This window comes from Nocardia sp. NPDC087230 (assembly GCF_044744725.1).
In the GTDB taxonomy this organism is placed as follows: Bacteria; Actinomycetota; Actinomycetes; order Mycobacteriales; family Mycobacteriaceae; genus Nocardia; species Nocardia canadensis.
Map to the genome: position 1 here is coordinate 1,134,809 of NZ_JBIUYV010000002.1, position 26,832 is coordinate 1,161,640.

Sequence of the window (26,832 nt, forward strand, 5' to 3'; positions counted from 1 at the left end):
CATCATGATCGGCGCGTTGCCTGGCGATGTCGTACGGAGTGTCGCGGTCAGCGGGACGTGGGAACGCGGTGCAGGAAGCCGACGAGCGGCGCCAGTTCGGGGATCTGCTCGGCGTCCGAAAGCGCTTGTTCCAGTACCCGATCGTGCGTGGGACGCGCCTTTTCGTAGGCGGCCCTGCCGGTTTCGGTGAGCTCGGTGTAGATGCCGCGCCGGTCGTCCGCGCACAACACCCGGACCAGGAACCCGCGATCCTCGAGCCGGTTCACCAGCCGGGTCGTCGCGCTGGCCGACAGCGCCGCCGCGCGGGCCAGCTGCGAGATGCGCATGTGCCAGCCATCCTGGCGGGCCAGGGCGTCGAGCACCGTGAATTCGACGACCGACAGTGCGTGCTCGCGCACCAGCTCGCGCTCGAGTGCGGTCTCGATGTGCCCGTGCAGCGCGGCCAGGGTGCGCCAGCCGGTCGCCCGCACCTCGACGGCGTCATCCGCAATACCCATGCGCCGAGTATAGCTGGCGGTTGCAATAGAGCGCGTGTGCAACTATCGTCGCCTAGCGTTAGTTGCACACGCGTGTTATCGGCGTAGAACGGAAGGAAGCGCTCACATGCCACTCGGTCTCATCGCCCTCGCGCTCGGGGGCTTCGGCATCGGACTCACCGAGTTCGTCATCGCCGGTCTGCTCTCGGCGGTGGCCGCCGACATGGGCGTCTCCGTGCCGACCGCCGGCTATCTCATCTCCGGTTACGCGCTGGCCGTCGTCGTCGGCGCGCTGGCGCTCACCCCGGTGGTCAATCGCTGGCAGCCCAAGCGGGCATTGCAGCTGCTCATGGTGCTGTTCACGGTGGGCAACGCCGCCTCGGCGCTGGCGCCCGGGTACGCGGCGTTGCTCGGCGGACGCGTGCTGGCGGCCCTGGCGCACGGCGCGTTCTTCGGCATCGGCGCGGTCCTGGCGGCCTCGCTGGTGGCGCCGGAGAAGAAGGCGGGCGCCATCTCGATCATGTTCGGCGGGCTCACCATCGCCAATGTCCTCGGCGTTCCGCTGGGCACCTTCATCGGTCAGCAGTGGGGCTGGCGGGCCACGTTCGCGGTGATCACCGTCGTCGGACTGGTCGCGCTGGCGGGCATCACCGCCCTCGTTCCGGACGCGCCCGCGTCGAGCACCCGGCCGAATCTGCGCGCCGAGCTGTCGGTGTTCGGCAACACCCAGGTCTGGTACTCGCTGGCGATGACCGTGCTCGTCTTCGGCGGCATGTTCGGCGCCTTCATGTACATCGAACCGCTGCTGACCCGGGTCACCGGATTCTCCGACGGCGTGGTGCCGTGGCTGCTGGTGCTCTTCGGCGTCGGGCTGTTCTTCGGCAATCTGTTCGGCGGCCGCTGGGCCGACCGCGCGCTGACCCGCACCCTGCTCGCGCTCACTGTGTCCCTCGGGCTCGCGCTGGTCGCGTTCGCGCTGCTGGCCGACCACGAGATCGCCGCGATCCTGCTGCTACCCGCCATGGGCTTCTTCGGGTTCGGCGCGACGCCCGGCCTGCAGATGCGCGTGCTCGAGCATGCGGCCGACGCGCCCACGCTGGCGTCCTCGGCGAACATCGCCGCGTTCAATGTCGGCAATTTCCTCGGCGTCTGGCTGTCGGGCCTGGCGATCGGCGCGGGCTTCGGTTGGGTCTCGCCGCTGTGGGTCGGCGCCGGATTCGCCGTCACCGGGCTGGTCGTGCTGATCGCGGCCACGCGAGCCGACGCGCCCGGGGTGCGGGAGTCCGTGGCCGTCTAGTCGGTGTGGCCGGATGTTGACGAAAGATGTCACTCCGGCCACTCGGCTGACTACCGTGACAAATCATAGGATGACCCGGGCGAGTGCGGATCTCGCCGCGGAACGGAAACGGTGGTGATCGGTGAGTAAGCGCGGATGGGTGCTGTTCCTGGCGCTCGGCGTGATCTGGGGCGTGCCCTACGCGATGATCCGGATCGCGGTGGAGAGCATCGACCCGGTGGTCGTCGCCTTCGGGCGCACCGCGATCGGCGGACTGCTCCTGCTGCCGATCGCCCTGTATACCAATGCCTTCCGTGGCGTGCTCGCCCGCTGGCGAATGCTGCTGGCCTACACCGCGATCGAGATCGTCGGTCCTTGGGTGCTGCTCGGCTACGCCGAGCAGACCCTGCACAGCTCCACCGTCGGCCTGCTCGTGGCCGCGGTCCCGCTGATCGCGATCGTCATCGTGACGTTGCTCGGCCACGACCGCTTCGACGGCCGCCGCACGATCGGCCTGCTCATCGGCTTCGCCGGCGTCGCCGCGCTGGTCGGCCTGGATCTCGACCTGACCGACCCGATGGCGCTGACGGCCGTCGCGGTGACCACGGTCGGCTACGCCATCGGTCCGATCATCTACGACCGCACCCTGGCCGACCTGCCCGCGCTCGGCGTCGTCACGGCGTCGCTGCTGCTCGCCGCGCTCGTGTACACCCCGTTCACCGCCGCGTCCTGGCCCGCCCACATCCCCGCCGACGCCGCCTGGTCGATCCTCGGCCTGGCCGTGATCTGCACGGCCACCGCGTTTCTCGTCTTCTTCGCGCTCATCGCCGAGGTCGGCCCGGCGCGCGCCACCGTCATCACCTACATCAACCCCGCCGTCGCGATCGTGCTCGGCGTCGCCGCGCTGGGCGAACCGCTGACGATCGGCATGGCGATCGGGTTCCCGCTGGTCGTCATCGGGTCGATTATCGGCACCCGACGCACCACGCGGGTGCGCGACACGCTGCCCGCGCCGGTGCCCGAAGTCACCTCCTGACACGAAAATCCCCGGTGGGCAACGGATAACGCCGCCCACCGGGGATCGTTCGACCCGGATCAGTTCGTCGGTGCCGTGGTGGTCGTGGTGCTCGTCGGCGCGACGGTCGTGGTCGGAGCCACCGTCGTGGTCGGCGCGGGCGCCGAGGTGGTGGTCTTCGGCGCGGGGGCCTCGGCCTGGTTGGCCACCGGTTCCTGGGCCTGCGTCGTGGTCGACGGCGCGGTGGTCGACGGCGTCGTGGTGGACGGCGTCGTCGTCGTGCCGGTCGGCGAGGTGGTGGTCGGCGTCGTCGTCTCGGCGGCGCTGGTCGCCGCCTTCGACGTCGTGGTGCTCGCCGCCGCCGCGGTGGTGGTCGTGGCCGGCTTGGTCGGCGCGGCCAGCGCGGCGGTCACATCGGCATCGGTGGGCGCCGACTTGGTATCCACCGTCTCGCCCGCCTGCGCCTGCTTGGCCAGGTGGGTCAGCCACGCCGCGGCGTACTCGGCCGAGGTCATCGGCTTGCCGTTGGCGGCGTCGGAATCACGCCAGTAGTCGAAGTGATGACCGGTGCCGTTGGGGCCCAGCGTCAGCTGGTACGGGTCGCTCAACGCCACCGGGATGGTGTTCTGGTTCGTCACGATCAGCCCGACGATCTCGTTGAACACCTTCTGCGGCAGGTACGCCAGCGGCGAGACCTGCTCGGCCGCGATGGTGTCGGCCTTGGCGGGCGCCTTGGTCTCGCCCGGCTTGTAGTCCGGATCCGACACCTTCAGCAGCACGTCGAGGAAGGTCTCGTCGCTGGCCATCCAGTTCGGGTTGGCGGCGATGTCGGAGAAGGCCGCCATCGCGATCCGGCCGAGGGTGAAGGCCATGTCCTGGCCGGTGGCCGGGGTCAGGCCGTCGCGCTGCAGGTCGTCGACGTTGATCTGGCGACCGACATTGGCGGCCAGCTGCAGCAGGGAGATGTTCTCCGGCGCCGCGCAGGTGAGGTCGCCCTCGGAGCAGAAGGAAGCGATCTTGCCGTTCAGCGCGCCGAAGCCGCCGCCGGTGGTCACGCCCTGACCCGAGATGGGCTTGGTGCCGTTCTGGTACTTCTGATCGAAGCCGTCCGGGTTGGCGAACGGGTCTTCGGCGCCGATGAAGGTGCCGTCGCCCGCCTTGCGACCGGCGTCGGCGAACATCACGACGCCGAGCACGTCGTCGGGATCGACGACCGAGTAGCCGTCGGCGGGGTCGTCGTTGCCGATGCCCTCGGCGACGCGACGCACGACGTCGGCGCCCTCGCTGTAGCCGACGATGGAGAACTTGGTGTCCGGGCAGGCGGCGGAGATCTCGCGCATCACCTGCTGGGTGTTGGCCACGCCCTGGTTGACCGCGTCCTCATAGGTCCGCATGTCCGCCGGGTAGGCGATGTAGATCGCCGCGTACTCGCCCTCGGCGAGGTCGTCACGCGGCGCGTTCACCACCGGATCGACCCACACGCTGCTGTGATCGCCCGACAGCGCGGCGGGCAGCGGGTTGCCGTTGGCGTCGAGCAGCATCGCCGTCGTGCCCTCGACCGGGGTGTCGTTGCGGCCGGCGACCGAGATGGTCACCATCTCGCGGCACTCGGTCACGGAGGTGGTGAGCTGGTAGGTGGGGGACTCGGGCTGCGACGTCACCGCGAACGACGCGGCGACGATGGCCGCGACACCCAGCGCCGCCGGTGCGGCGACAGCCGAAGCGATGCGATGTTTCGCAAGGAACTCGCGCAGTTTCATTGTGTGATCCCGTTCGAATGACCTACAGGTGGGCAGGCCCCCCGACGGGCCGTTTGTCACGACCTTTGTCGTCCCACCTCGCGAGATCGTTACTGGCGCGAACAGGAATCACGTGCCCCCGTTTCCGGGGGCATCCGGCCCAGGGCGCGTTCTTCGCGCTGGTAGTGACCGTTCACTTAGCCGCCTCAGCGGGGTCCGTTGGTATTCAGGAACACGACGACGCCGTCCCCGAACGCGCCGTCGGCGTCGAGCGCGAGGGTCGCCGCCATCGCCTTCGCGGTGTACACGGGTTCGAGGTGCAGCCCGGCCTCGGCGGCCAGCGCGCCCGCCCGCTCGCCCTGCGGGGTGGGATGACCGTAGCCAGCGCCGAGCTGGTCCTCGACGAGGATCAACCGGTCGGCCGACAGCGTCAGCTCCGGCAGCCGCGCACCGCGTCTGCGCAGCAACGCCTCGGTCCGCCGGGCCGAGCGCAGCAGTGTCTTCGCGTCCAGCCGGAGCTGATCGTTGACGACCACCCCGACCACCCGCGTCGACAGCCCCGCCAGCTCGAGCCCGAGCAGCAGCCCGGCGGCGGTCCCGCCCGAGCCGATCGCGGTGACGATGTGCGTCGGCTCCGGCACGACCCCCGCCGCCACCTGATCGGCGAGTTCCAGCGCCGCCTCGACATAGCCGAGCACCCCGACCGTCGACGACCCACCGGCCGGCAGCAGGTACGGCGGCTTCCCGCCCGACGCGTGCTTGGCCAGCAGGTACGGCACCGCGGCGATCGTGCGTGCCTTGGTGTGCGTGAAATGCAGGGTGGCACCGCTGCGTTCGAGGCGCGCGAGCTGCGTCCGTACATGGTCGTCGACCGGCTGATCGACCAGCGCCAGCGCGGTGCGAAGCCCGTGCTCCCTGGCGTACAGCGCGGTCGCCAGACCCCAGTTCGTCCCGAGCCCGCCGACGGTCAGGATCGTGCGCCGTCCCCGCCGCAGGGCATCGGGCAGCAGCCACTCGAGCTTGCGCACCTTGTTCCCGCCCCACCCGCCGTCGCCGAACTCGCCGTCGTCGCTGAGCCACAAGCCGGCTCGGCCCACGGCGAGTTCGGGCAGCGGACGCAGCGGGGTCGGTCCGGTGCCCAGGCGCAGATGCGGCAGGGTGTCGCGGAGCTCCCCGAACCGTTGGTGCAGAAATGCGGTCATACCGTGACTAGATCATCACGCCCGTCACCGGTCGAGTCCCGCGACCTCGCGCACCGAGTCGGCGATGGCCCGGAAGTCCTTGCGCAGGATGGCGCCGTGGTTGCTCGCCACCTTCGCGCCGATGCGGATGTTCGGGTTGCGGGTGGTCGCCGCGTCGAGTCCGCCGCGGATCTTCTCCTGCTCGTCACCCTTGCTGCCGAACGACGTGCCCGAGGCCACCACGTAGCGCACCGGCACGGTGATCGCGTCCAGCACCGGACTCAGCTCGCTGGTGCGGGACAGCTTGCCGAGCTCGATATTGCTCTCGGCCTGCTGGGCCGCGGTCATCCGCGGGGCCAGACCGGTCGGGCGCACCAGCGGCATGAACCAGCTCAGCCGCTTGAACAGCGTGCGGATCCGCTGCTCCATGGCGTCGTCGAGCCAGTCGTAGGGGAACGCGCCGTCGACGAGCACCGCGCCGATCGCCCGTTCCGGATTCCGTTCGGCCCAGTGCGCGCCCACGACCGCGCCGTAGGACCAGCCCACCACCAGTGCCCGGTCCACGCCCCTGGCCGCGAGCACCGCGTCGACATCCCGCACGGCGGCCTCGAACGAGTAGTCGGCGGACAGCTTCGACTTCTTGCCACGCGCCCGCTCGTCGAAGGTGATGTGCCGGAACCCGGGGCCCAGCTCGGCGATGGTCTTGCGCCAGTAGCCCTGGGTGGCGAACTGCCCGTTCAGGTAGAGCACCGGGATTCCGTCGCCCCCGGTATCGGTGACGGCCAGCGCCGTATCGTCGACGGCCACCATGCCGGTCCAGGCGGTGTTCGGGGCGGTGTGTCGTGTGGTCATTCGGGATCACCCTCTCGGCTCGTGCTCGTGATTGCGACTACTGTCGCGAGCCGACCTGACACCGCCCTGACATCCACCTGACGCGGGCGCTGATACCGCTGCGCGCGGTTTCCCGCCGTCTCGGCGAGAACGCCATAGAATTGGCTATTCGGTCGGACCATATTTCGGAGGACACCAGGACAGTCGGATTTCCAGGTAACCAGGAAAGGTGACCAATGTCGGTTTCTCGGAATGTTCTGGTGTTCGTCTGCACGCTGGGTCTCCTGGCGGCGGCGTGTTCATCGAACGACACTGCGAAAGATTCGAACTCCACCTCGAGCGCGCGCCCGACGTTCTCCAGTGACGACCCGGCGAAAGCCGACGCCATCATGCGGATCGTCGACGACTACATGGCGGAAGCGCACCTGAAATCGGTGATCGTGCGCGTGACGATCGACGGCAAGGAGATCGTCACCGCGGCCAGAGGCGAGTCCATGACAGGCGTGCCGGCCACCACCGACATGCATTTCCGCAACGGCGCCGTCGCGATCTCCTACGTGTCGACCCTGCTGCTGATCCTGGCCGACGAGGGAAAACTGAGCCTCGACGACAAAGTCTCGAAATACCTGCCCGACATTCCCAACGCCGACCGCGTGAATCTGCGGCAGCTGGCCCAGATGACGTCCGGCTATCACGATTTCGTGCTCGGAAACGAGAAATTCGCCGAGATCGCGTTCGCGGATCCGTACAAGGCGTGGACCACCGAGGAACAACTCGCCCTCGCGATCAACGACCCCCTGTGGTTCGAGCCCGGCACCAACTGGGCCTACGCGCACACCAATTACGTGGTCCTCGGGCTGGTGCTGGCGAAAGTCACGGGTACCTCGCTCGCGAATGCCTTGCAGGACAAGGTGCTCGGCCCGCTCGATCTGAAGAACACCGTGCCCAACCTCACGCCCTACATCCCCGAGCCGGTCCTGCACTCGTTCACCTCCGAACGCCGCGCGTACTTCGACCTGCCGCCCGACGTCCCGTTCTACGAGGAATCGACCTACTGGAATCCGTCGTGGACGATCAGCCACGGCGCGATCCAGACGAGCGACATCTACGACCTCGAACGCAGTGCCGTCGCCATCGGCAGCGGCGAACTGCTGTCCGAGGAGTCGTACCGGGCGATGACCACCACCGACCTGCGCGGCAAGACGACAACGGTCCCCGGCTGCGTCAACTGCCGCCCGCTCGACGACTTCCAGACCTATGGTCTGGGCCTGTGGCTCACCGGCGACTGGTCCTACCAGAACCCGCTGTTCTTCGGCGGTGCCGCGGTCAACGCCTACCTGCCGTCGAAGAAGATCGCGATCGCGGTCGCCGTCACCTTCCTGCCCGAGGCCTTCAGCTCCTCGGGCGGCTACACCAACGGCGGCGACGCGCTGTTCCGCAAGATCGGCGCCTACCTCGCCCCCGACGACGCCCCGCCGGTCAAGAAGGACGTTCCGCCGCAGGGCGGGTCGTAGCCGATGGCCGACTGGGACGGCGCGGGCTACGCCCACATCAGCGCACTCCAGCGGACGATGGCGACGGACGCGGTGGCGTCCGTCGTCGTGACGGGCGCCGAGCGCGTGCTCGACGTGGGGTGCGGCGACGGCTATGTGACGCGGCTGATCGCGGCGCGAGTGCCCGGCGGCTCCGTCCTCGGCGTCGACCCGTCGCCCCGGATGATCGAGGTCGCCCGCACGGCCGACGACCAGCTCACCAACGTCGCCTTCCAGGTCGGCGACGTCACCACCATGACCTTCGACGCCGACTTCGACCTCGTGGTCTCGTTCAACGCCCTGCACTGGGTCGTCGACCAGGAGACCGCCTACCGCCACATCGCCGCGGCCCTCGCACCCGGCGGACGGGTGCTCGCGCAGTACGTCTGCGCCGGACCACGCCCGAGCATCGAGGACATCGCGATGGCGGTCACCGGCGACGCGCGCTGGTCAGCGGCCTTCGCCGATTTCCCCCGCCCCTACGTGCACATCGAACCCGACGCGTTGCCCGCGATCGCGGCGAACGCCGACCTCGAAGTCACCGCGCGATCCGTGACCGACCGGGAATGGGACTTCGGCTCCCGCGAAGCCTTCGCCCGTTGGTGCACAGTCGGTTTCGCGGACTGGACCGCCCGCCTACCCGCCGCCGAGGTCGCCGCCTTCGTAAACGAGGTCGTCGACCGCTACGAAGCGGTCATCGGCCGGCCGGGCCTGTTTCGTTTCTTGCAGCTGCGGGTCGAACTGTCGCGACGTGCGGACAGGTGAGAACTCGTCAGCTTTCGGCGAGCTGTGCACGCAGCGTGTCCATCCCCATTCCGCCCATGCGTAATGCGCGGGTGTGGAATTCCTTCAGTGAGAACGATTCTCCCGCGCGAGCCCGCGCTTCGTCGCGCGCAGCGAGCCATCCGCGCTCCCCCAATTTGTAAGCGGGCGCCTGACCAGGCCAGCCCAGGTAGCGGTCGATCTCGAAGCGCGCCCTGGCCGGTTCGGTCAGCGCGCGGGTCAGCAGGAACTCCAGCCCGAGTTCCGGTGTCCACCGTTGGCCCTCGTGGAATCCGGTGCCGGCGGGAATGGTCGATTCCAGATGCATGCCGATATCCACGATCACCCGCGCGGCACGGAGCAATTGCTCGGCGAGCATGCCGAACAGGGCACCGTCATCGCTGAGGTAGCCGAGTTCGTACATGAGCCGTTCGGCGTACAGCGCCCACCCCTCACTGTGCCCGTCGACGAACGACATCATCCGCTGGTATCTGTTCAGCTCGTCTGCCGTGAGCACCACGGTCGCGTGCAGATGATGCCCCGGCACCCCCTCGTGGTAGACGACGCTGACCTCCCGCCATGTGGTGAACTGCTCCTTGCCCGCCTCCAGCGACCACCACATGCGCCCCGGCCGCCGCAGGTCCTCGCTCGGCCCGAGGTAGTACGCGCCGACACCCCCACCGGGCGCCGCGATCTTGCACTCCAGTCGGGCAACCTGCTCCGGAATGTCGAAGTGATTGCCGCGTAATGCCTTCAGCGCCGCATCGGAAGTGCGCTGTAACCATTCCTCGAATGCGGCCGCACCGTCCACCCGATATTTCGGATCGGCGTCGAGCACCGCCGCCGTCTCGGCCGGTGTCTTCCCCGGCGCGATACGCGCGGCGACGGCGCGCATCTCGGCTTCGATCGCGGAGAATTCGCGCCAGCCCCAGTCGTAGGCTTCCTCTAGATCGAACTCGGCCCCGGTGAAATACCGCGACCACAGCAGATAGGTCCGCTCGCCCACCGCATCCGCGGCAGGGGCCTGCGGTGCCAGTTCGCCGCGCAGGAATCCGGCGAACTCGGCATAGGCCGAATCAGCCGCGCGCGCGTTCCGTTCCAGCTCCTCCAGCGGTGCACCCGCCACGCCACGCGCACCGGCGATCAAGCCGGTGAAGAAACCCATTTCGCCGCGGCTTCCCGCCCACGCTTTGGCTTGTTCGGCGGTCTTGTCGATCTGCCGCCGAGCGGATATCCGGCCGTCCTCGGCCGCTGCACGCAAGGAAGCCCGCACCCCGAAGAGGGCCGCAGGCACCTGCTCGAGCCGCACGGCGATCGCCTCCCAATCCGCGCCCGTCTCGGTGGCCATCAGATCGAACACCATCCGGATGTCCTGTACCGGACTGGCGATCACGTTGAGCGACGCCAGTCGTAGCCCGGCATCCTGTACTTCGAGTTCTATCCCCAGCCGTTCACAGAACACCGCCTTGGCGACCCGTTCACTATCGGTGGTCGGTTCGATCGCGACCATGCTGCGCAACGCGTTCCGAACGATCGCGGCCCGAAGGCGATGTCCCGCAGGCGAATAGTCGGTCAGCCGATCCTCGAACCCGGCGATCCCGAACAACGTCGCCATAACCGGATCGGCGGCCGCGTACTCCTCGACGAACCGATCGCAGACCTCATGCACCCCCGGAGCGGATTCCATGCCAGGCACGCTAACCGAGGCGTCCGGAGGCTAGCCCCTGGCCATGTCCACGAAACGGCTCAGGTGGAGCTGGTGGGCGACGGTGATGGTGGCGGTGGGGCCGTTACGGTGCTTGCCGACGATGAGGTCGGCTTCGCCGCCGCGCGGATCGTCGCGTTCGAAGGCGTCGGGGCGGTGCAGCAGGATGACCATGTCGGCGTCCTGTTCCAGCGAGCCGGACTCACGGAGGTCGGACACCATGGGGCGCTTGTCGGTTCGCTGTTCCGGACCACGGTTCAGCTGCGAGATCGCGATGACGGGAACCTCGAGTTCCTTGGCCAGCAGCTTGAGGTGTCGCGAGAATTCCGAGACTTCCTGCTGTCGCGATTCGACCTTCTTGCCCGAGCTCATCAGCTGCAGGTAGTCCACCACCACGAGTTTCAGGTCATGGCGCTGCTTGAGCCGCCGCGCCTTGGCCCGGATCTCCATCATGGTCAGGTTCGGCGAATCGTCGACGAACAACGGCGCCTCACTGATCTCGCTCATCCGCCGAGCCAGCTTGGTCCAGTCGTCGTCACTCATCCGCCCCGACCGCATATCTCCGAGCTTGATCTTCGCCTCCGCCGACAACAGACGCATGACGATCTCGGTCCGGCTCATCTCGAGCGAGAAGATGACACTCGCCATCCCATGCTTGATCGAGCAACTCCGCATGAAATCCATTCCCAGCGTGGAGTTGTGGGTCGGGACCATCGAGCGGCCGGCCAGGTAGAGGTGATCGGCATTGTCGACCTCGACGCAGCGCACGGGGACGGAATCGATGCGGCGCACGTCGACGATGTAGCGCGAGTTCGACCGTGGGGTGTTGCGTGCGGCGCGGCGTTCCTTGTGCAGCAGCGCCTTCCGGTGCAGGCCGAACACCTCGTCGTCGGTGGCGAAGGTGAGTGTGTAGCAGGTCGACGACTGCTCGGACCGGCCGCGCACCCGCTGGGTGGTGACCCCGCAGCGGTAGCCGAGGCCGACGACGAGTTCCTCGACATCACGGAACAGGCGCTCGTCGGTGACGGCGAACTGCACGGACCCGCCGTGCGTGACGGTCCCGTCGGTGTCGAGCAGGCCGGCCAGCAGCGCCCGGCGCTGCGCTTCGGAAGCGCGCAGATAGTCGGTCGGGATGTGCTTGTCGCCCAGCACCGAGAGGGTGCGCAGCCGGGCCTGCACACTGCCCACCGAGTTCCGGCACATCTGGCACAGCCGCAGGCCGATCGACGGGCCGCCGCACTGGGCGCAGGTCGGCGCCGGGACCGGTTCGGAAACGAATCGCGCTTTCTCACCGCAGGAACGGCCACAGGTGCGGACCTCGCTGGTGAACGGCACGAACTCGGTACCACACACCACGCAGGCACGGGCCTGCACCGGTTCGGGGGCGGGCAGCGTGAGCTGGTAGCGGCCGGGCGCGGACGGCGAGGGCGCCGCGACGATGCCTTCGCCCTCGATCCGCGCGACGATCTCCGGGTCGAAGCACGTCAGCTGCGCGGCCGCGGAAGTGCCGTCGCCCAGCCAGGCACCGAGTGTGTACGGCGGTACCAGCAGATCGCGGGTGGGCAGCTGTAGCGGCTGGGTGTTCGTGACGGAATGGTTGAGCCTGCGGTCAGCGGTGGCGCAGCGCAGGGTGTTCGCGATCTCGGCGGTGGTGCGAACGCCGGCCGCCACCGGAGTGCGCCGCGGTCGGCCCGCGGCCGCTTCCTGCGCGGATCGCCGGGACTCCCGAGTCTCGGTGAGCCACTGGTGCTGTTCGTCGGCGACGAGCACCGTCCCATCGGAGAATTCGACTTCGTAGCAGGGCCGGTCGGTCATGACCTCGGTCGCGGCGACCACCCGGGTGGGGTGGCCGTCGGCGTCGAGCAGCTCGTCACCGACGCGGACCTCGCCCATCGTCGTCCACCCGGTCGGCGTCGGCAGCGGGGTGTCCAGCGCCAGCGCCTTACCGACACCGGGGCGGGCGGCGACGATGATCATCTGGCCTGCGTGGAGGCCGTTGGTGAGTTCGTCGAGTTCGGTGAAGCCGGTGGGGACGCCGAGGGAGATGCCGCCGCGGGAGGCGATGGAGTCGATCTCGTCCATGGTGGGCTGGAGGAGTTCTTCCAGCGGGGTGAAGTCCTCGGTGGTGCGGCGCTCGGTGACCTCGTAGATCTCGGCCTGGGCGCGGTCGACGACCTCGGCGACGTCCTGGCCGTCGGCGCCCGCGTAGCCGAACTGGACGATGCGGGTGCCCGCCTCGACGAGGCGGCGCAGGATGGCCTTCTCGGCGACGATCTCGGCGTAGAAGCCGGCGTTGGCGGCGGTCGGGACGGTCTGGGTCAGAGTGACCAGGTAGGGCGGGCCGCCGATGCGCTTGAGCTCGCCGCGGCGGTCGAGGCCCGCGGCGACGGTAACGGGGTCGGCGGGTTCGCCGCGGCCGTACAGGTCGAGGATGGTGTCGTAGACGGCCTGGTGGGCGGGGCGGTAGAAGTCGCCGGGGCGCAGCACCTCGACCACGTCGGCGATGGCGTCCTTGCTCAGCAGCATGCCGCCGAGCACCGACTGCTCCGCGGCCATGTCGTGCGGGGGCTGGCGGCCGAAGTCCTCGCCGGGGGGTTCGGGCGGGAAGTCCGTATGCGCGCGGTCACCGGTGGTAGTCACCAGAATCGACCGTCCTCTCTGCCCGCAGAACCGGGGGTTTCACATCGATGAACTCGTTGTACTCCCGGGCACCGACACGGATGTCAGCAATCGGTTGCCTGCGTGATTCCCGGGGTCGCGCGCAGGGCGATGCGACGAACCTAGGCGACGTTTCGGGGCGCCGCCAACCCCATATGTGCACACAACTGTGGATAACTTGGGGGTAGTTCACCCAGTGTTGTGCAGCTCCTGTGGAAAACGTGGGGAAAACCCAGGTCAGTGCAGTGGAACGCCCTGCTAGGCCCCGTTTTACCCAACTCTCCACCTGTGGATGAAAGAAGTTCCGGCGTGTCGGTCAAGGTGAACGGCCGGGCGTGTTGGGTAAACAGCGATGGTGCAGGCTATGACTGGAGTCACAAATCTGCCGGTCGGTTTCGGCAACCATCCACAGGCTGAATAACGGGAGGTCAGCGGATTGCCGACCGTCGGCCGCCTACTGTGACCTGCGCGGGAGTGATCTCTGGCTACCGACCAGTTATCGCTATGTGGCCCGCGAAAAGGCAACGAGAAACCACCCCCGTGTCGAACACGGGGGTGGTTCTCAGCGAACTCAGTTCGCGGCAACCTCGAGGTTGAACTTGGCAGCCACGTCGGGGTGCAGGTGCACCACGATGCCGTGCTTGCCGGTCGCCTTGATGTGCGACTTCGGCAGCTCGATGCTGCGCTTGTCCACCACGGGGCCACCGGCGGCCTTGATGGCGGCGGCGACATCGGCGGTGGTGACCGAGCCGAACAGCTTGCCGCTGTCGGCGGTCTTCACGGCCAGCGAGACCGACTCCAGGCCCTCGATGGCCTGCTTCAGCTCGTTGGCGTGATCGAGGTCGCGCACCTTGCGGGCGTCCTGCGCCCGGCGGATGCCCTCGACCTGCTTCTGGGCGCCACGGGTGGCCACGATGGCCAGACCGCGGGGCAGCAGGAAGTTGCGGCCGTAGCCGTCCTTGACCTCGACGAGATCGCCCGGGGCACCGAGGTTGTCGACATCAGCGGTGAGGATGAGCTTCATCTGTCTGACTCCCTTTCTCAGCGAGCGGTCGACACGTAAGGCAGCAGGGCCACCTCACGCGAGTTCTTGACGGCGACAGCGATATCACGCTGGTGCTGGACGCAGTTGCCGGTGACGCGGCGGGCGCGGATCTTGCCGCGATCGCTGACGTACTTACGCAGCAGCGTGGTGTCCTTGTAATCGATATTGACGATTCCGGACTTGCTCTCCTTGCAGAAAGTGCAAGCCTTCTTCTTCAGCACCTTTTCGCGCGCGGGCGCTTTAGGCATGGTCTTCTCTCCGTACTATGAGTGCCGTTCCTCAGAACGGCGGTTCGTCATCCATGCGGCCGCCGCCCCCGAAGGAGCCGGCCGCGGGCGCGCTACCCCACGGATCGTCGTTGCCGGCGTTTCCGCCGCCCGACTGTCCGCCGCCGTTGTTGGCGTTGTAGCCGCCTGCGCTTGCACCACCACCGGCATTGCCGGAACCGCCACCGAAGCCACCGCCTCCGCCGCCGCGACCGGCCTTGGAGACCTTGGCAGTCGCGTAGCGCAGCGAGGGGCCGACCTCGTCGACCTCGAGTTCGACGACCGTGCGCTTCTCACCCTCGCGGGTTTCGTAGGAGCGCTGCTTGAGCCGTCCGCTCACGATCACGCGAGCGCCTCGGGTCAGGCTCTCGGCGACGTTCTCCGCTGCTTCACGCCAGATGTTGCAGCGCAGGAACAGGGCCTCGCCGTCTTTCCATTCGTTCGAATTGCGATCGAACACGCGGGGAGTCGAAGCGACGGTGAAATTCGCCACCGCTGCGCCCGCGGGCGTGAAACGAAGCTCAGGGTCTGCCGTCAAGTTTCCGATGACGGTGATGACCGTGTCGCCTGCCATGGGGGTTCCTCCTGCTCGGGGTGCAGTCCGCGTCTCGCTGTCGCGCTAGAGCCTAAAGATAGGTACCGACGAAAACGAGAGTTTGCTCTGCGGACTACTTGTCGTTGCGCAGAACCTTGGTGCGCAGCACCGTCTCGTTCAGGCCCAGCTGGCGATCGAGCTCGCTCACGGTGGCCGGGGTCGCGGTCAGTTCGACGACCGCGTAGATGCCTTCGGCCTGCTTGGCGATCTCGTAGGCGAGCCGGCGGCGGCCCCAGATGTCGACCTTGTCGACCTTGCCGCCCTCGGTCTTGACGACGTTGAGCAGGTTATCCAGGGACTGCCCGACGATGCGCTCGTCCAGGCTGGGGTCGAGGATGACCATCACTTCATAATGACGCACGGACCAATCACCTCCTGTGGACTAGGAAACGGCCATGGACTCTCCATGGCAGGAGGGTTCGTTGCGTCAGCAACCCGGTAAGGCTACATGAGCGGGCCCTGAGCAGCGAAATCGATCTTCGCCGCGGGTGTGCGCGGGTGATCGGCGCGTCGCCGCATAATGTGGTCGCCATGACCACGGCCGCCGACGCGCAGCAGCGCACCGCACGCGGCGCGGCGCGGGCGACGGCCCTGACATTCCTCGTCGTGCTGCTGTGCGGGCTCACCCTCGCGATGGCCTATGCCAACAAGGCGCGATGCGCTGGCGGGGCGATCGACGAATCCGGTCGCAGCCAGATATTCGATGTCCGCAAGGATGCGGATGTCTGCTATTCGGATATCCAGTTCCTTTGGCTCGGCCGCGATATCGACAATCACGTCTTCCCGTATGTGGACGGCGGGATCACCGAGGACGGCGCGCTCACCGGCGGCGCGGTGGAGTACCCGGTGCTCAGCGGCGTGCTCATGTGGGCGGGCGCGATCGGGGTCACCAACGACGCGGATTTCCTCTGGCACTCGGCGCTGCTGCTCACGCCGTTCGCGCTGCTCACGGCCTGGATGCTGGTACGGCTGGCCGGCCCGGCCGCGCTGCTGTGGGCGATCGGGCCGCCGCTGGTGCTCTACGCCTTCCACAACTGGGAACTGCCGGTGGTGTGCACGGCGGTGGCGGCGGTCTACGTGATGACGATGCTGACCGGCCTGTCGGTGCGCACCCGCGGGATCATCGCCGCGGTGTTGCTCGCGCTCGGCTTCTGTCTCAAGCTCTATCCGGGCATCTTCGTGCTCCCGCTGGCGATGTACGTGCTCACCGAGGGCGCGCCGCGCGGCCCGCGCCGGCTGCGCGAGCTCGATGTGGCGGGCGCGGCGCAGACGCTGCTGGCGGCGATGGGCACGGTGGCCGCGGTGAATCTGCCGTTCATGGTGGCCGGTGCCGACGGCTGGCGCGCCTCGATCACCTTCCAGCAGCTGCGTCAGGCCGACATCACCACCAATTCGATCTGGTACTGGGGCCACCAGCTGATCTTCGGCCGCGACGCCGAGACGAGCACCACCTGGCATGACCTGGTCGCCATCGCCTCACCGGCGCTGATCCTGGCGTCGTTCGTGCTCGCGCTGTGGCTCGGCGTCCGCCGCTGGACCCCCACCTCCCCGTTCCCGTGGGTCGGTGTGAGCGGCGCGATGCTGTGCGGCTTCATGCTTTTCCACAAGGTCCACTCCCCCCAGTACACCCTGTGGATAATTCCGTTCCTGGTCCTGTTCGAGGTCCCGTGGTCGCTGGTGGCGGCCTACCTCGTCGCCGACGCGGCCGTCGGCATCGGCGTCTTCCGCTACTTCTACGCCCTTGGCGTCGGCGAGGGCGTCGACCTCACCGAGGGCATCGTCCAATTCGGCGTCTGGCTCCGCACCGCCCTGCTCATCGCCCTCTTCTTCCTCTTCCTCCGCGCCGAACTCCGTGGCCGCCGCACCCCCACCCCACACGAATCCCCCACCGCCGCACGAGAACTCCAAGCGGTGGGCTGACGAACGACAGCGGCGGCGGATCCCCGTCCGGGATCCGCCGCCGCTATGACTGTTCGTCCTGTCGCCGCCTCAGCTGACCGGGGCGGTTTCCTTCGATTCGTCGATCGCGTCCGGCTCGTTCTTGCGGTTGCGCAGGATCGAGGAGATGAACGCGGCGCCGATGAAGGCGACGCCGACGAGGCCGGTGATGAGCTCGTTGACGTGGACGCCGATGGAGACCAGCAGGATCGCGGCCAGGGCGCCGATCGCCCAGTGGGCGCCGTGCTCCAGGTACACGTACTCCGACAGGGTGCCCTGGCGGACCAGGTACACCGTGATCGACCGGACGAACATGGCGCCGATGAAGCCGAGGCCCAGCGCGATGATGATCGGGTCGGAGGTGATCGCGAACGCGCCGATGACGCCGTCGAAGGAGAACGACGCGTCGAGCACCTCGAGGTACAGGAACAGGAAGAACGCGGCCTTGCCCGTGGCCTTGACCAGGGTCGACGGGCCGGAGCTCTCCAGGTCCTCGGTGTGGAACATCGAGCCGAGGCCGTCGACCGCGATGTAGACGATCATGCCGAGCAGGCCGGCGACCAGCACGGTCGACCGGTCCTCCTCCTTGGCCAGGAACTCCGAGGTCAGGATCAGGCCGGTGCCGGCGACGACCACGGACAGCATGTCGAGCTTGCCCGCCTTGGCCAGGGGGCGTTCCAGCCAGCCGAGCCAGGTGATCTCACGCTCTTCGAAGATGAAGTTCAGGAACAGCAGCGCGAGGAACATGCCGCCGAACGCCGCGATCTGCGGGTGCGCGTCGGTCAGCAGGGTTTCGTAGCTGGGGCTGCCGTCGGGGAAGTAGGCGGCGTCGTCGGCCGGCGGGTTGAGGGCCAGGTCGAACGCTTCGATCGGACCGAGCCCGGCGGTGATCCACACGATGGCCAGCGGGAAGATCAGTCGCATGCCGAACACGGCGATGATGACGCCGATGGTCAGGAAGATCCGCTGCCAGAACTCGCTCATCCGTTCCAGGACGGTGGCGTTGATGACGGCGTTGTCGAACGACAGCGACACCTCGAGGATACCGAGGATCGCGCACAGTGCCAGCGCGGTCGGGCCTCCGTAGAGGAAGGCTACGACCAGCGAAATCACCGTGATGACGATGGACATGCCGAAGATGCGCGTAATCACGCGGAGGGACCTTTCTGTGTCACACGGACAGGGGGCCCGGTCAGTCGAGCCCCCTGCTCGCGATGGTGACTAGACGTTGACGCCGTAGTCGCGGGCGATACCGGCCAGGCCGGAAGCGTAGCCCTGCCCGATGGCGCGGAACTTCCACTCGGCGCCGTTGCGGTACAGCTCGCCGAAGACCATAGCGGTCTCGGTGGAGGCGTCCTCGGACAGGTCGTAGCGGGCCAGCTCGGTGCCGTTGGCCCGGTCGACGACGCGGATGTAGGCGTTGCGCACCTGGCCGAACGACTGCGAGCGGGTCTCCGCGTCGTAGATCGAGACGGGGAAGAAGATGCTCTCGATGGTCGGCGGCGTGTTGGCCAGGTCGACGTTGATGACCTCGTCGTCGCCCTCGCCCTCACCGGTGGTGTTGTCGCCGGCGTGCTCGATGGCACCCTCGGGGGACTTCAGGTTGTTGAAGAACACGAAGTGCTTGTCGGAGACGACCTTCTTGTCGGCGCCGGTCGCGATCGCGCTGGCGTCGAGGTCGAAGTCGGTGCCGGTGGTGGTGCGCACGTCCCAGCCGAGGCCGACCGCGACCGCGGTCAGGTTCGGGGCCTCTTTGGTCAGCGAGACATTGCCGCCCTTGGACAGACTGACACCCATGCGGGAATCCCTTCGGTTAGTCCGGTGTGTCGTTTCCCAGCATGTCCGAATCGCCGGGTACGGCTACGACAGTAATAGGTTTCGGGGATCTTGCGTAGGAACGAGCTGGAGCCCAGGTGAACGCGGGGAATCTCCTACCATCGGGGCAGTGCGTGGTCGGGTCGACGCGCGGTTGGCGAAAGGGGATGTGCCGATGACACCTCGCAGACGCGGCTGGTTCAGATCGGGGCCCGATCATGAGTGGATCAGTGGAGCGCGCGCCGCGGCGTCGGCCGCCTTCCTCGATATGGATCGCAGGCAGACGGCGGCGGAGGCGGGCGTGGTGGCCAGTGAGCAGGTCTTCCCGGACCGCCGCGTCGGCGCGCTCTGGGAGCCGGTGCGCGCACGGTGCTACGCCGCGGCGGGCGCGTATCTGAGCTTCACCGAGGAACTCGACGCCGCCGAGGCCACCGGCACGCCGATCGCCGACGGTCCGGCCAGGGCCGACGCCCTGGTCCGCCAGCTCAACGAGGCCGCGCGCGGGGTCGACGAGTTCTATCACGCCCGCAGCGAGCAGCTGGCGGAGGCGGCGCGGGTGCGCTCGGTGGTGCCGCAGCTGCTGGCGCAGGTGCGTGGTGAGGCCGAGCGCGCGCTCGCGGCGGCGGCGTCGTCGGGCTACGCGACCTACCCCTCGATCGAGGCCGGTGTAAGGCGGCTGAATGAGGCTCTGATCACAGCGTCCGCGACCGATCCGCAGGCGGCGGTGGCGGCCGCGCGCACGGTCGCGGCCGAGGTGCAGCAGGCGACGGCGGAATTGTCGGATGCGTTGGCGCAAGCCCCTTCTCGCGCGTCGGCGGCGGCGAACGCGATCGCTTCGGTGACGACCAGGTTGGCTGCGGTCCGCAACCGGGCCGACGCACTCGGTCCGGCCTACTCGGCGCTGCTGCGGGAGTTCAACGCTGCGAGTTCGGCGGACTTGACCAACAATGAGCGGGAAAGCCGGCGCGGCATCGACGCCGCGGACACGGCGCTGGTGGGCGCGCGTGTCGCGGCTGCCGATCACGACCCGGAGACCGCCCTTGATTTGACCGCCACCGCGCGCCAGCACCTCGCCGAGGCCGAGCAGTTGGTCGACGCCGTCACCCGGCGCCTCGAATTGCTCCGCGGGGTGCGTGCCGACCCCGATGCGCACGCCCGCACCGTACGATTCCGGCTGCGGGACGCGCAGATGCTCGCGGTCGACCGAGGACTGGTCGGCGAGTGGGGTTCGGTGCTCGATGCGCAAGCCGAACGCCTCGACCGCATCATTTCCGGACTGACGGGTCGTCATCCAGACTATTGGGCATACGTGTCCGAACTGGATACCGTCGCGGCGTTCATCGCCGGCGTGGTCGACCGCATGAGAAAAACCGCCCGAACCGACAGCACGTAGGAACACAGACATGAGATGGCCCGGAAAATGAGGTGGGGGGAATGACCGCGGGGTACGCCGTCGCGCCGGAGATTTGCCTGCGTAAGCAGGTTCCGCTGCGCCACTTCCGGCAGCTGTGCGGGCCGAGGGCCCGTGAGCTGTTCCTGGTAGAGCCGGAGCCGATCGTCGGCGCCCACGATCGGGAACTACTGGCGACCGCGCTCGGCGCGACGCTGTATGTGCCCGCCACCCGCCCCGACCTGGCCGCCACCATCAGCCGCCGAGCCGCGCGCGGCGTCTGCTCGATGGTGATCGACCTCGAGGACGCCGTCGCCGACCACCAGGTGGAGGCCGCCAAGCAGCACGCGGTCGCGACCCTGGACCTGCTCGCGCGCAGCGAGGACCCGAACCCGATGCTGTTCGTCCGGGTGCGCGACCCGCAGACCGTGACCGAGCTGGTCGGCCTGCTCGGGCCGGGCGCCGAGGTGCTCACCGGATTCGTCTTCCCCAAGTTCGACGCCGTCACCGGGCCCGCCTATCTGGCCGCCCTCGACGACGCCCGGCGCACACTGGACCGCCCGATCTACGGCATGCCCGTGCTCGAATCGGCGAGTCTGGTGCACCGGCAGACCCGCGACGAGCAGCTCGCGCGCATCGCCGACCTGCTGGCCGAACACCGCGACCACCTGCTCGCGGTGCGCATCGGCGCCACCGACATGTGCTCGACCTTCGGCATCCGCCGCGACCGCGACCTGACGATCTACGACGTGCGCGTGGTCGCCGACGTGATCGCCGACATCGTGAACTACCTGGGCCGCGCCGACGGCACCGGTTTCATCATCACCGGGCCGGTGTGGGAATACTTCGCCGACCACGAGCGGATGTTCCGGCCGCTGCTGCGGACCGCGCCGTTCGAGGAGTCCGACGCGGTGCCGTTCCGCCAGTACCTGGTCAGCCGCGACCTCGACGGCCTGCTGCGCGAGATCACCCTGGACCGCGCCAACGGCATCCAGGGCAAGACGGTGATCCACCCGTCGCATGTGGCGGCGGTGCACGCGCTGTCGGTGGTGACGCACGAGGAGTACGCCGACGCGCTGCACATCATGGAGGCCGACGTCGGCGGCGTCGCGGCCTCGGAGTACCGCAACAAGATGAACGAGATGCGCCCGCACCGCAGTTGGGCCCGCCAGACGCTGGTCCGGGCTCGCGCGTTCGGTGTCGCCAACAAGGGAGTGTCCTTCGTGGATTTGCTGACAGCGATGATCGCCGAATGAGCGCGTTCGGCCTCGATCTCGAAACACCGTGGGCGACCGCGAATCTGGGCATCGAACTGCGGCACGGCGAGTCGTTCGCAGCGTCGGCGGCCGCGGACGCGCTGCCGGGTGAACTCTCGATCGCCGCGCTGGTCCAGCCGGGTCTGCGACGCAATCCGCGCCGGGCGCACCTGCTGGTGTCGACCGTGCTCGGCAAGCACCTGCCCACCGACCCGCGCGTGGTGATCGGCGCGGGCAATCGGCTGGGCGACCTGGTGCGCGGGGTCCTGGGCGACCGGGAACCCGTCGTGCTCGGATTCGCCGAGACCGCGACGGGTCTCGGTCACTGCGTGGCGGCGCGGATCGGCGCCGGGTGCTACCTGCACTCCACTCGCCGTGAGGTCGCGCGGGCCACCACGCTGACCGGGTTCGAGGAGGGGCATTCGCACGCCACCTCGCACCTGCTGCAACCCGCGCCCGCCGACATCTTCGTCAACGATCTGCCGCTGGTGCTGGTCGACGACGAGATCTCGACCGGCGACACCGCCATCGACGCCGTTCGCGCGCTGCACGCGTTCGCGCCGCGCTCGCATTACGTGCTCGCCTCCCTTGTCGACATGCGCACCGCCGCCGACCGGGCCAAGTTCGAGACGTTCGCCGCCGAACTCGGTGCCCGCATCGACACCGTGTGCCTGGCCTCGGGCCGCACCGAGCTGCCCGACGGTCTGATCGAGACGGTCACCTCGATGCCCGAACCGGAGCTCAATCCGACAGCGGCCCACCGTGGTTCGTTCGGCCGGATCGAGTTGTCCTGGCCCGCCGATGTTCCCGAGGGCGGCAGGCACGGCATCCTGAACTCCGAGGTCGCCGCCTTCGATGTCGCGCTGAAGGCCGCCACCGGCCAGGTCCAGGCTCGCCTCGCCGCCGAGTTCGCCGATCGCCCGGTGATCGTGCTCGGTCATGAGGAGCTGATGTACCTGCCGCTGCGGCTGGCCGCCGAGCTGGCCGAAGGCGGCATCCCCACCCGATTCCAGACCACCACGCGCTCACCGGCTTACGTGCTCGACGAGCCCGGCTACCCGCTGCGGCGCGGCTTCCGTTTCCACGCGCCGGAGCCCGACGCGACCGCCAAGCGCTACCTGTACAACGCGCACTGGCCAGACGGCGCGGTGGCGCCGGTGCTGCTGGTCGTCCTCGATCCGCCCGCCGATACGCCCGAACTCGTGGCGCCGGGCGGTCTGGTCGACGTGCTGACCGCCGCGGGCGCCGATGTGCTGGTCGCCGTCCTGCCGGGTGCGGACCCGCGAGCGCTGCACACGACACGAACTTCGGCAGCGCGCGCCGCGGTCCCCGCGCGGGCGCACGCGGCCGACCGGGCCGCCGAATCCGTGCGGCCCGACCCCGATGCGGCGGCCGCGCCCGATCGCCCTCGTCCGCTGCACGGACCCGACTTCGGTTCCTACGCGGCCGACGAGGTGTCGTGGCTGCTCAAGGACCTCTCGGGCGTCGACTTGGAAGCCGATGTCGCCGAACGCGAACGGCGAATCCAGGCGGGCGTGGCGCACTACGCCGAATCGCTGCCGGTCGAGTACCAGCCCGATGCCGAGTACCGCGAGCTGTTCGAGCGGGTGCTCGCCGAGAGCGCCGAGCGGCTCGCACTGGCGGTGGCGACGGTCGCCGAGCTCGTGGTGGCCGAACGCGGCGAGGACATCGTGCTGGTCTCGCTGGCCAGGGCGGGCACGCCTGTCGGCGTGCTGATGCGGCGATGGCTGGCCAGTGGGGTCGGCAGGCCGAGTCTGACGGTGCCGCACTACGCGGTGTCGATCGTGCGTGACCGTGGCATCGACGCGGTGGCGCTGGATTATCTCGCCCAGCACCATGATCCGGCTTCGATCGTGTTCGTCGACGGCTGGACCGGCAAGGGTGCCATCACCAGGGAGCTCACCGCGGCGCTCGACGAATATCACGCCGCCGGTGGCGCCCGGTTCAACGACGAGCTGGTCGTGCTCGCCGATCCGGGCAACTCGGTGCGCACCTACGGCACCCGCGACGACTTCCTGATCGCCTCGGCCTGCCTGAATTCCACGGTGTCCGGACTGGTCTCGCGCACCGTCCTCAACGACACCCTGATCGGGCCCGGTGAATTCCACGGTGCGAAGTTCTATCGCGAGCTCGCCGACGTCGATGTCTCGAACCAGCTGCTCGACGCGGTGACAGGCGCCTTCGGCGCCGTCGCCGAGCAGGTGCCCGCCGCGGTCGCCGCGATCCGGGATTCCGATCGCACCCCCGACTGGTCCGGCTGGGCCTCGGTGGAGCGGGTGCGCGCCGAATATGGTGTCGCCACAGTGAATTTCGTGAAGCCGGGCGTCGGCGAGACCACCCGCGTGCTGCTGCGCCGGGTACCGTGGCGGGTGCTGGTTCGCGAAGCGGATGCTCCCGAGCACGCACACATCCGCCTGCTCGCGGCCGCGCGCAATGTCCCGGTGGAAGTGGTCCCCGACCTGGCCTACAGCTGTATGGGCCTGATCAAGGAGCTGGATCAGTGACCGCCGACGCGTTGTTCGCCACCGATCTCGATCGCACGATGATCTACTCGCGCAACGGATTCGGCGGCGCCGACGCGGTAGCGAAACTGTGTGTGGAGTACTACGAGGGCGAACCGCTGTCGTACATGACCACCACCGCCGTCACGCGGCTGGCCGAACTGGCGTCGCTGGCCCCGGTGCTCCCGACGACGACCCGCACGATCGAGCAGTTCCAGCGGATCGACCTGCCGGGCGCGCCGTGGCGCTACGCCATCACCAGCAACGGCGGCAACATCCTGGTCGACGGGCTGCCCGACCCCACCTGGCGCGCCGCGATCGACGACACGGTGCGCGCCTCCGGCGCCACCCTCGCCGAGATCGGCGCCGAATGGCGTTCCCGCATCGACGATTCCTGGGTCACCAAGTATCGCGAGGCCGACGGGCTGTTCTGCTACCTGGTGGTTCGCCCCGAGGCGGTGCCCGCCGGTTTCCTCGCCGAGTGGGACGCGTGGTGTCGCGCGCGCGGCTGGTCGGCCTCACAGCAGGGGCGCAAGATCTACACGATGCCGGACGCGGTCTGTAAGAGTCTGGCGGTCGCGGAGGTCCGCCGCCGACTGGTGGAATCCGGTGAATTGGCCGAGGGCGCTGCGTTGTTCACCGCCGGTGACGGTGCGCTGGACGCGCCGATGCTGGCCGTGGCCGACGCCGCGATCCGGCCACGACACGGTGAGCTGGAGGAGCTGGGCCATTCGGCCCCGAATCTGACCGTGACCGAGAACGCGGGGATTCTCGCCGGAGTGGAGATCCTCGAGTGGTTCCACGCCGCGCTCGAGCGCTCCGCGCTGGCGGCGGACCCGGTCTGAGTCGTGAGATCCCGGGTGCCGCTGCGGCGCCCGGGATTCCCCGAACTCACGACTCGGGGAACAGGCCCTTCGCCAGCACCGGCCATGAGGTCTTGAGATCGTCCTGCCAGTAGCCCCACGAGTGGGTGCCGGTGTCGCGGTAGACGAAGGTGCCGGGGATGCCGAGCTGGTCCAGCCGCGTCTGCAGATTGTGCGAGGACACGAAGATCGCGCCCTCGATCAGCGCGCCGAGCGCGACCGTCTTGGGGGTGTCGGCGGGCTTCTCCATCCGGAACGGTCCGCCCGCCTGATCGTGGATGCCCGGGATGCCGGTGCCGGTGGAGACGAAAAGATTTGTCCCACGCAGTTTCTCGGCGTTCACCAGCGGATCGTTGGCCACCCACAGCGGCCCGCCGACCGGACCCCACATGTTCTCGGCGTCACCGCCGCCGTACATCTCCACGGTCAGCTTCACCGCCTGCTGCCCCGCCGGATCGCTGACCTGGGTGAGCCCGCTGTACACCGCGGCGCTGCGGAACAGGCCGGGCTCGGCGATCGCCAGGTTCAGCACCGGGATGCCCGACATCGACAGGCCCGCGATGGCGTTGACGCCGTTGGTGCCCAGCGCGGCGTCGATCAGTGGGGGCAGTTCCTCGGCGATGTAGGTCTGCCACTTGTTCACGCCGAGCACGGGGTCGGGCTTGATCCAGTCGGTGTAGAACGTCCACGCGCCGCCGATGATCTGGACGACGTTGATGTCCTTGTCGGACAGGAAGCTCAGCGCGTCGGTGCGCAGCTGCCAGGAGGCGCGGTCCATGCCGCCGCCCGCGCCGTTGAGCAGGTAGAGCGCGGGCTTGGGCGCGGAGGTGTCGGCGGGGCGCTGGATGTCGACGGGGAAAGTCCGGTTCATCGCCGCGGAGTGCACGTACAGGCGCAGGTGCCGGGAGTCGGTGACCTCCATCTTCTCGATGAAGGAGCCATCGGGCGCGCTCACCTTGTCGATGCTGACGCCCGGTGCGGTGGCGGGCGCCGCCGACGCGGGGGTGCCGGTGATGATCGACGCGGTGACGGCGCACAGTGCCGCCGCCACGATCCGCCGGATGCTGCGACGCTGCACTGCGCCCACTCCTCTGATCGAGCTATCGCCGACCCGTTCTCTCGGCGGTGCCCACCGTAGCGGGCGGGCACGACCCGTCGTCAGGTTTTGGCGCGTTCTCGTTTCAGAATTGCGGGAGTGGGGTCAGTAGTGCTGCTGCTGACCCTGCAGCTGCTGGGCGATCACGCCCTGGATGCGTTGCAGACCGCCGACGGTGATGCCGCTCTGGAGCTGGCCCTCGATGGTCCTGACCAGGGCCTGATCGCTCATCACCTTTTCCGAGGACTGGATCAGCACGGTGCCGGCGCCGGTGAAGTCGAACTGGCGCTCCTCGCCCGAGTTCGCGCCCATCCTGGCCGCGCCCGCCGCCAGGAAGCTGCCGATCCAGCCCTGGTCGAAGTGGTGACTGGGGGAGGGGCAGTCGGCCCAGCCGACCAGCGCCTCGGGGTCGACCCGCAGCGGCGGCTCGGCGAACATCACCGGGCCGTTGGAGGAGGCGAGGAACTTGCCGGTGCCGATCAGGGTGAGGAACCCGGGCACGATCGACTGCTTGAGCGCCAGGCCCGGCTCGAAGGCGAGCAGGTTGGCGCCCCGGATGGTGAGGTTGCCGTCCTCGAGATCGTAGGAATTGATGTCGTAGCCGCGGTCGCCGATGATCAGCTTGCCGTGGCCCTCGGCCACCACGTAGTCACCGGCGAACAGCGGCGCCGAGAACTGGCTGCTCACCATGTGCATGAGGTTGCCCTGCAGGCCGTGGGTGAGCATCTGGAACTGGATCTGGCCGTAGTAGGCGATCATCGCGCCCTTGCGCATGAACCACGGGCCGGTCAGGTCGATGCAGTAGGCGTAGCTGTTGCCCGGGATGTTGTCGCTGGCACCGAGAGTCATCGGGGAATGGATCTGGCTCATC

23 protein-coding genes are annotated in these 26,832 nt (G+C 68.5%); 9 read left to right on the plus strand and 14 right to left on the minus strand.

Going from position 1 to position 26,832, the window contains the following annotated elements; genetic code table 11:
• Positions 1-47: 47 nt before the first annotated feature.
• Positions 48-497: a MarR family winged helix-turn-helix transcriptional regulator gene (locus tag ACIO52_RS11460; RefSeq protein WP_218718393.1), complete on the minus strand. Its 450-nt coding sequence runs from the start codon at positions 495-497 to the stop codon at positions 48-50.
• A 106-nt stretch (positions 498-603) separates the two neighbouring features.
• On the opposite strand from ACIO52_RS11460, the gene ACIO52_RS11465 reads away from it, so the two are divergent.
• Both ACIO52_RS11465 and ACIO52_RS11470 read left to right on the plus strand, forming a co-directional pair.
• On the plus strand, positions 604-1,773 hold the full coding sequence (locus ACIO52_RS11465; RefSeq protein ID WP_402643351.1) for an MFS transporter: 1,170 nt from the start codon (positions 604-606) through the stop codon (positions 1,771-1,773).
• 121 nt (positions 1,774-1,894) lie between these two features.
• Positions 1,895-2,788 (plus strand): DMT family transporter, encoded by an 894-nt coding sequence (locus ACIO52_RS11470; RefSeq protein ID WP_218718395.1) that lies wholly within the window; start codon positions 1,895-1,897, stop codon positions 2,786-2,788.
• A 59-nt stretch (positions 2,789-2,847) separates the two neighbouring features.
• Here ACIO52_RS11470 and ACIO52_RS11475 read toward each other — a convergent pair whose 3' ends face one another.
• The 3 genes from ACIO52_RS11475 to ACIO52_RS11485 form a co-directional block, all read right to left on the minus strand.
• Complete coding sequence (locus tag ACIO52_RS11475) at positions 2,848-4,527, minus strand: cutinase family protein (RefSeq protein WP_402643355.1); 1,680 nt, start codon at positions 4,525-4,527, stop codon at positions 2,848-2,850.
• A gap of 185 nt (positions 4,528-4,712) precedes the next feature.
• Positions 4,713-5,708, minus strand: a complete 996-nt coding sequence (locus ACIO52_RS11480) for a 1-aminocyclopropane-1-carboxylate deaminase/D-cysteine desulfhydrase (RefSeq protein ID WP_402643358.1) — start codon at positions 5,706-5,708, stop codon at positions 4,713-4,715.
• A 24-nt stretch (positions 5,709-5,732) separates the two neighbouring features.
• The gene (locus tag ACIO52_RS11485) at positions 5,733-6,539 is read right to left on the minus strand and encodes an alpha/beta fold hydrolase (RefSeq protein ID WP_402643361.1); all 807 of its coding nucleotides are present in this window, start codon (positions 6,537-6,539) and stop codon (positions 5,733-5,735) included.
• A 215-nt stretch (positions 6,540-6,754) separates the two neighbouring features.
• Between ACIO52_RS11485 and ACIO52_RS11490 the strand changes: the two genes are divergently transcribed.
• Positions 6,755-8,032, plus strand: coding sequence for a serine hydrolase (locus ACIO52_RS11490; protein ID WP_218718399.1), 1,278 nt, complete (start codon positions 6,755-6,757; stop codon positions 8,030-8,032).
• 3 nt (positions 8,033-8,035) lie between these two features.
• Positions 8,036-8,815 carry a class I SAM-dependent methyltransferase gene (locus ACIO52_RS11495; protein ID WP_402643364.1) on the plus strand — a complete coding sequence of 260 codons (780 nt, stop codon included), beginning with the start codon at positions 8,036-8,038 and terminating at the stop codon, positions 8,813-8,815.
• Positions 8,816-8,822: 7 nt separating this feature from the next.
• Here ACIO52_RS11495 and ACIO52_RS11500 read toward each other — a convergent pair whose 3' ends face one another.
• The 6 genes from ACIO52_RS11500 to rpsF form a co-directional block, all read right to left on the minus strand.
• On the minus strand, positions 8,823-10,499 hold the full coding sequence (locus tag ACIO52_RS11500) for a DUF885 domain-containing protein (protein WP_402643366.1): 1,677 nt from the start codon (positions 10,497-10,499) through the stop codon (positions 8,823-8,825).
• 30 nt (positions 10,500-10,529) lie between these two features.
• Positions 10,530-13,157 carry a replicative DNA helicase gene (gene dnaB, locus ACIO52_RS11505; protein ID WP_402643369.1) on the minus strand — a complete coding sequence of 876 codons (2,628 nt, stop codon included), beginning with the start codon at positions 13,155-13,157 and terminating at the stop codon, positions 10,530-10,532.
• Positions 13,158-13,746: 589 nt separating this feature from the next.
• A complete protein-coding gene (gene rplI, locus ACIO52_RS11510) occupies positions 13,747-14,199 on the minus strand; it encodes a 50S ribosomal protein L9 (RefSeq protein ID WP_218718403.1) in 453 nt (150 codons plus the stop codon).
• Between the two features lie 17 nt (positions 14,200-14,216).
• A complete protein-coding gene (rpsR, locus tag ACIO52_RS11515; protein ID WP_019050001.1) occupies positions 14,217-14,468 on the minus strand; it encodes a 30S ribosomal protein S18 in 252 nt (83 codons plus the stop codon).
• A gap of 31 nt (positions 14,469-14,499) precedes the next feature.
• A complete protein-coding gene (locus ACIO52_RS11520; protein WP_218718404.1) occupies positions 14,500-15,060 on the minus strand; it encodes a single-stranded DNA-binding protein in 561 nt (186 codons plus the stop codon).
• Between the two features lie 94 nt (positions 15,061-15,154).
• On the minus strand, positions 15,155-15,442 hold the full coding sequence (gene rpsF / locus ACIO52_RS11525; protein ID WP_022565973.1) for a 30S ribosomal protein S6: 288 nt from the start codon (positions 15,440-15,442) through the stop codon (positions 15,155-15,157).
• Positions 15,443-15,612: 170 nt separating this feature from the next.
• Here rpsF and ACIO52_RS11530 point away from each other — a divergent pair, with 170 nt between their 5' ends.
• Positions 15,613-17,001, plus strand: coding sequence for a glycosyltransferase family 87 protein (locus ACIO52_RS11530; protein ID WP_218718405.1), 1,389 nt, complete (start codon positions 15,613-15,615; stop codon positions 16,999-17,001).
• Between the two features lie 69 nt (positions 17,002-17,070).
• Here ACIO52_RS11530 and ACIO52_RS11535 read toward each other — a convergent pair whose 3' ends face one another.
• On the minus strand, positions 17,071-18,171 hold the full coding sequence (locus ACIO52_RS11535; protein ID WP_402643375.1) for a DUF475 domain-containing protein: 1,101 nt from the start codon (positions 18,169-18,171) through the stop codon (positions 17,071-17,073).
• Positions 18,172-18,240: 69 nt separating this feature from the next.
• Complete coding sequence (locus ACIO52_RS11540) at positions 18,241-18,816, minus strand: TerD family protein (RefSeq protein ID WP_019049996.1); 576 nt, start codon at positions 18,814-18,816, stop codon at positions 18,241-18,243.
• Positions 18,817-19,102: 286 nt separating this feature from the next.
• Here ACIO52_RS11540 and ACIO52_RS11545 point away from each other — a divergent pair, with 286 nt between their 5' ends.
• Genes ACIO52_RS11545 through ACIO52_RS11560 form a run of 4 tightly spaced genes read left to right on the plus strand, consistent with a single transcriptional unit; the run spans position 19,103 to position 24,847 of the window.
• On the plus strand, positions 19,103-20,227 hold the full coding sequence (locus ACIO52_RS11545) for a hypothetical protein (RefSeq protein ID WP_316573233.1): 1,125 nt from the start codon (positions 19,103-19,105) through the stop codon (positions 20,225-20,227).
• A gap of 41 nt (positions 20,228-20,268) precedes the next feature.
• Positions 20,269-21,480: an HpcH/HpaI aldolase/citrate lyase family protein gene (locus ACIO52_RS11550; protein WP_218718407.1), complete on the plus strand. Its 1,212-nt coding sequence runs from the start codon at positions 20,269-20,271 to the stop codon at positions 21,478-21,480.
• Positions 21,477-24,005 (plus strand): phosphoribosyltransferase, encoded by a 2,529-nt coding sequence (locus ACIO52_RS11555; RefSeq protein ID WP_402643379.1) that lies wholly within the window; start codon positions 21,477-21,479, stop codon positions 24,003-24,005. Before ACIO52_RS11550 ends, ACIO52_RS11555 begins: the two co-directional genes overlap by 4 nt.
• 38 nt (positions 24,006-24,043) lie before the next feature.
• Entirely contained in the window at positions 24,044-24,847 is an 804-nt protein-coding gene (locus tag ACIO52_RS11560) for an HAD family hydrolase (protein ID WP_402643599.1), read from the plus strand.
• A 46-nt stretch (positions 24,848-24,893) separates the two neighbouring features.
• Here the strand turns inward: ACIO52_RS11560 and ACIO52_RS11565 are convergent, their stop codons facing one another.
• Both ACIO52_RS11565 and ACIO52_RS11570 read right to left on the minus strand, forming a co-directional pair.
• Positions 24,894-25,943, minus strand: a complete 1,050-nt coding sequence (locus ACIO52_RS11565) for an alpha/beta hydrolase family protein (RefSeq protein ID WP_218718409.1) — start codon at positions 25,941-25,943, stop codon at positions 24,894-24,896.
• Positions 25,944-26,066: 123 nt separating this feature from the next.
• Complete coding sequence (locus ACIO52_RS11570) at positions 26,067-26,831, minus strand: AIM24 family protein (protein ID WP_218718410.1); 765 nt, start codon at positions 26,829-26,831, stop codon at positions 26,067-26,069.
• Between the last annotated feature and the right edge of the window lies 1 nt (position 26,832).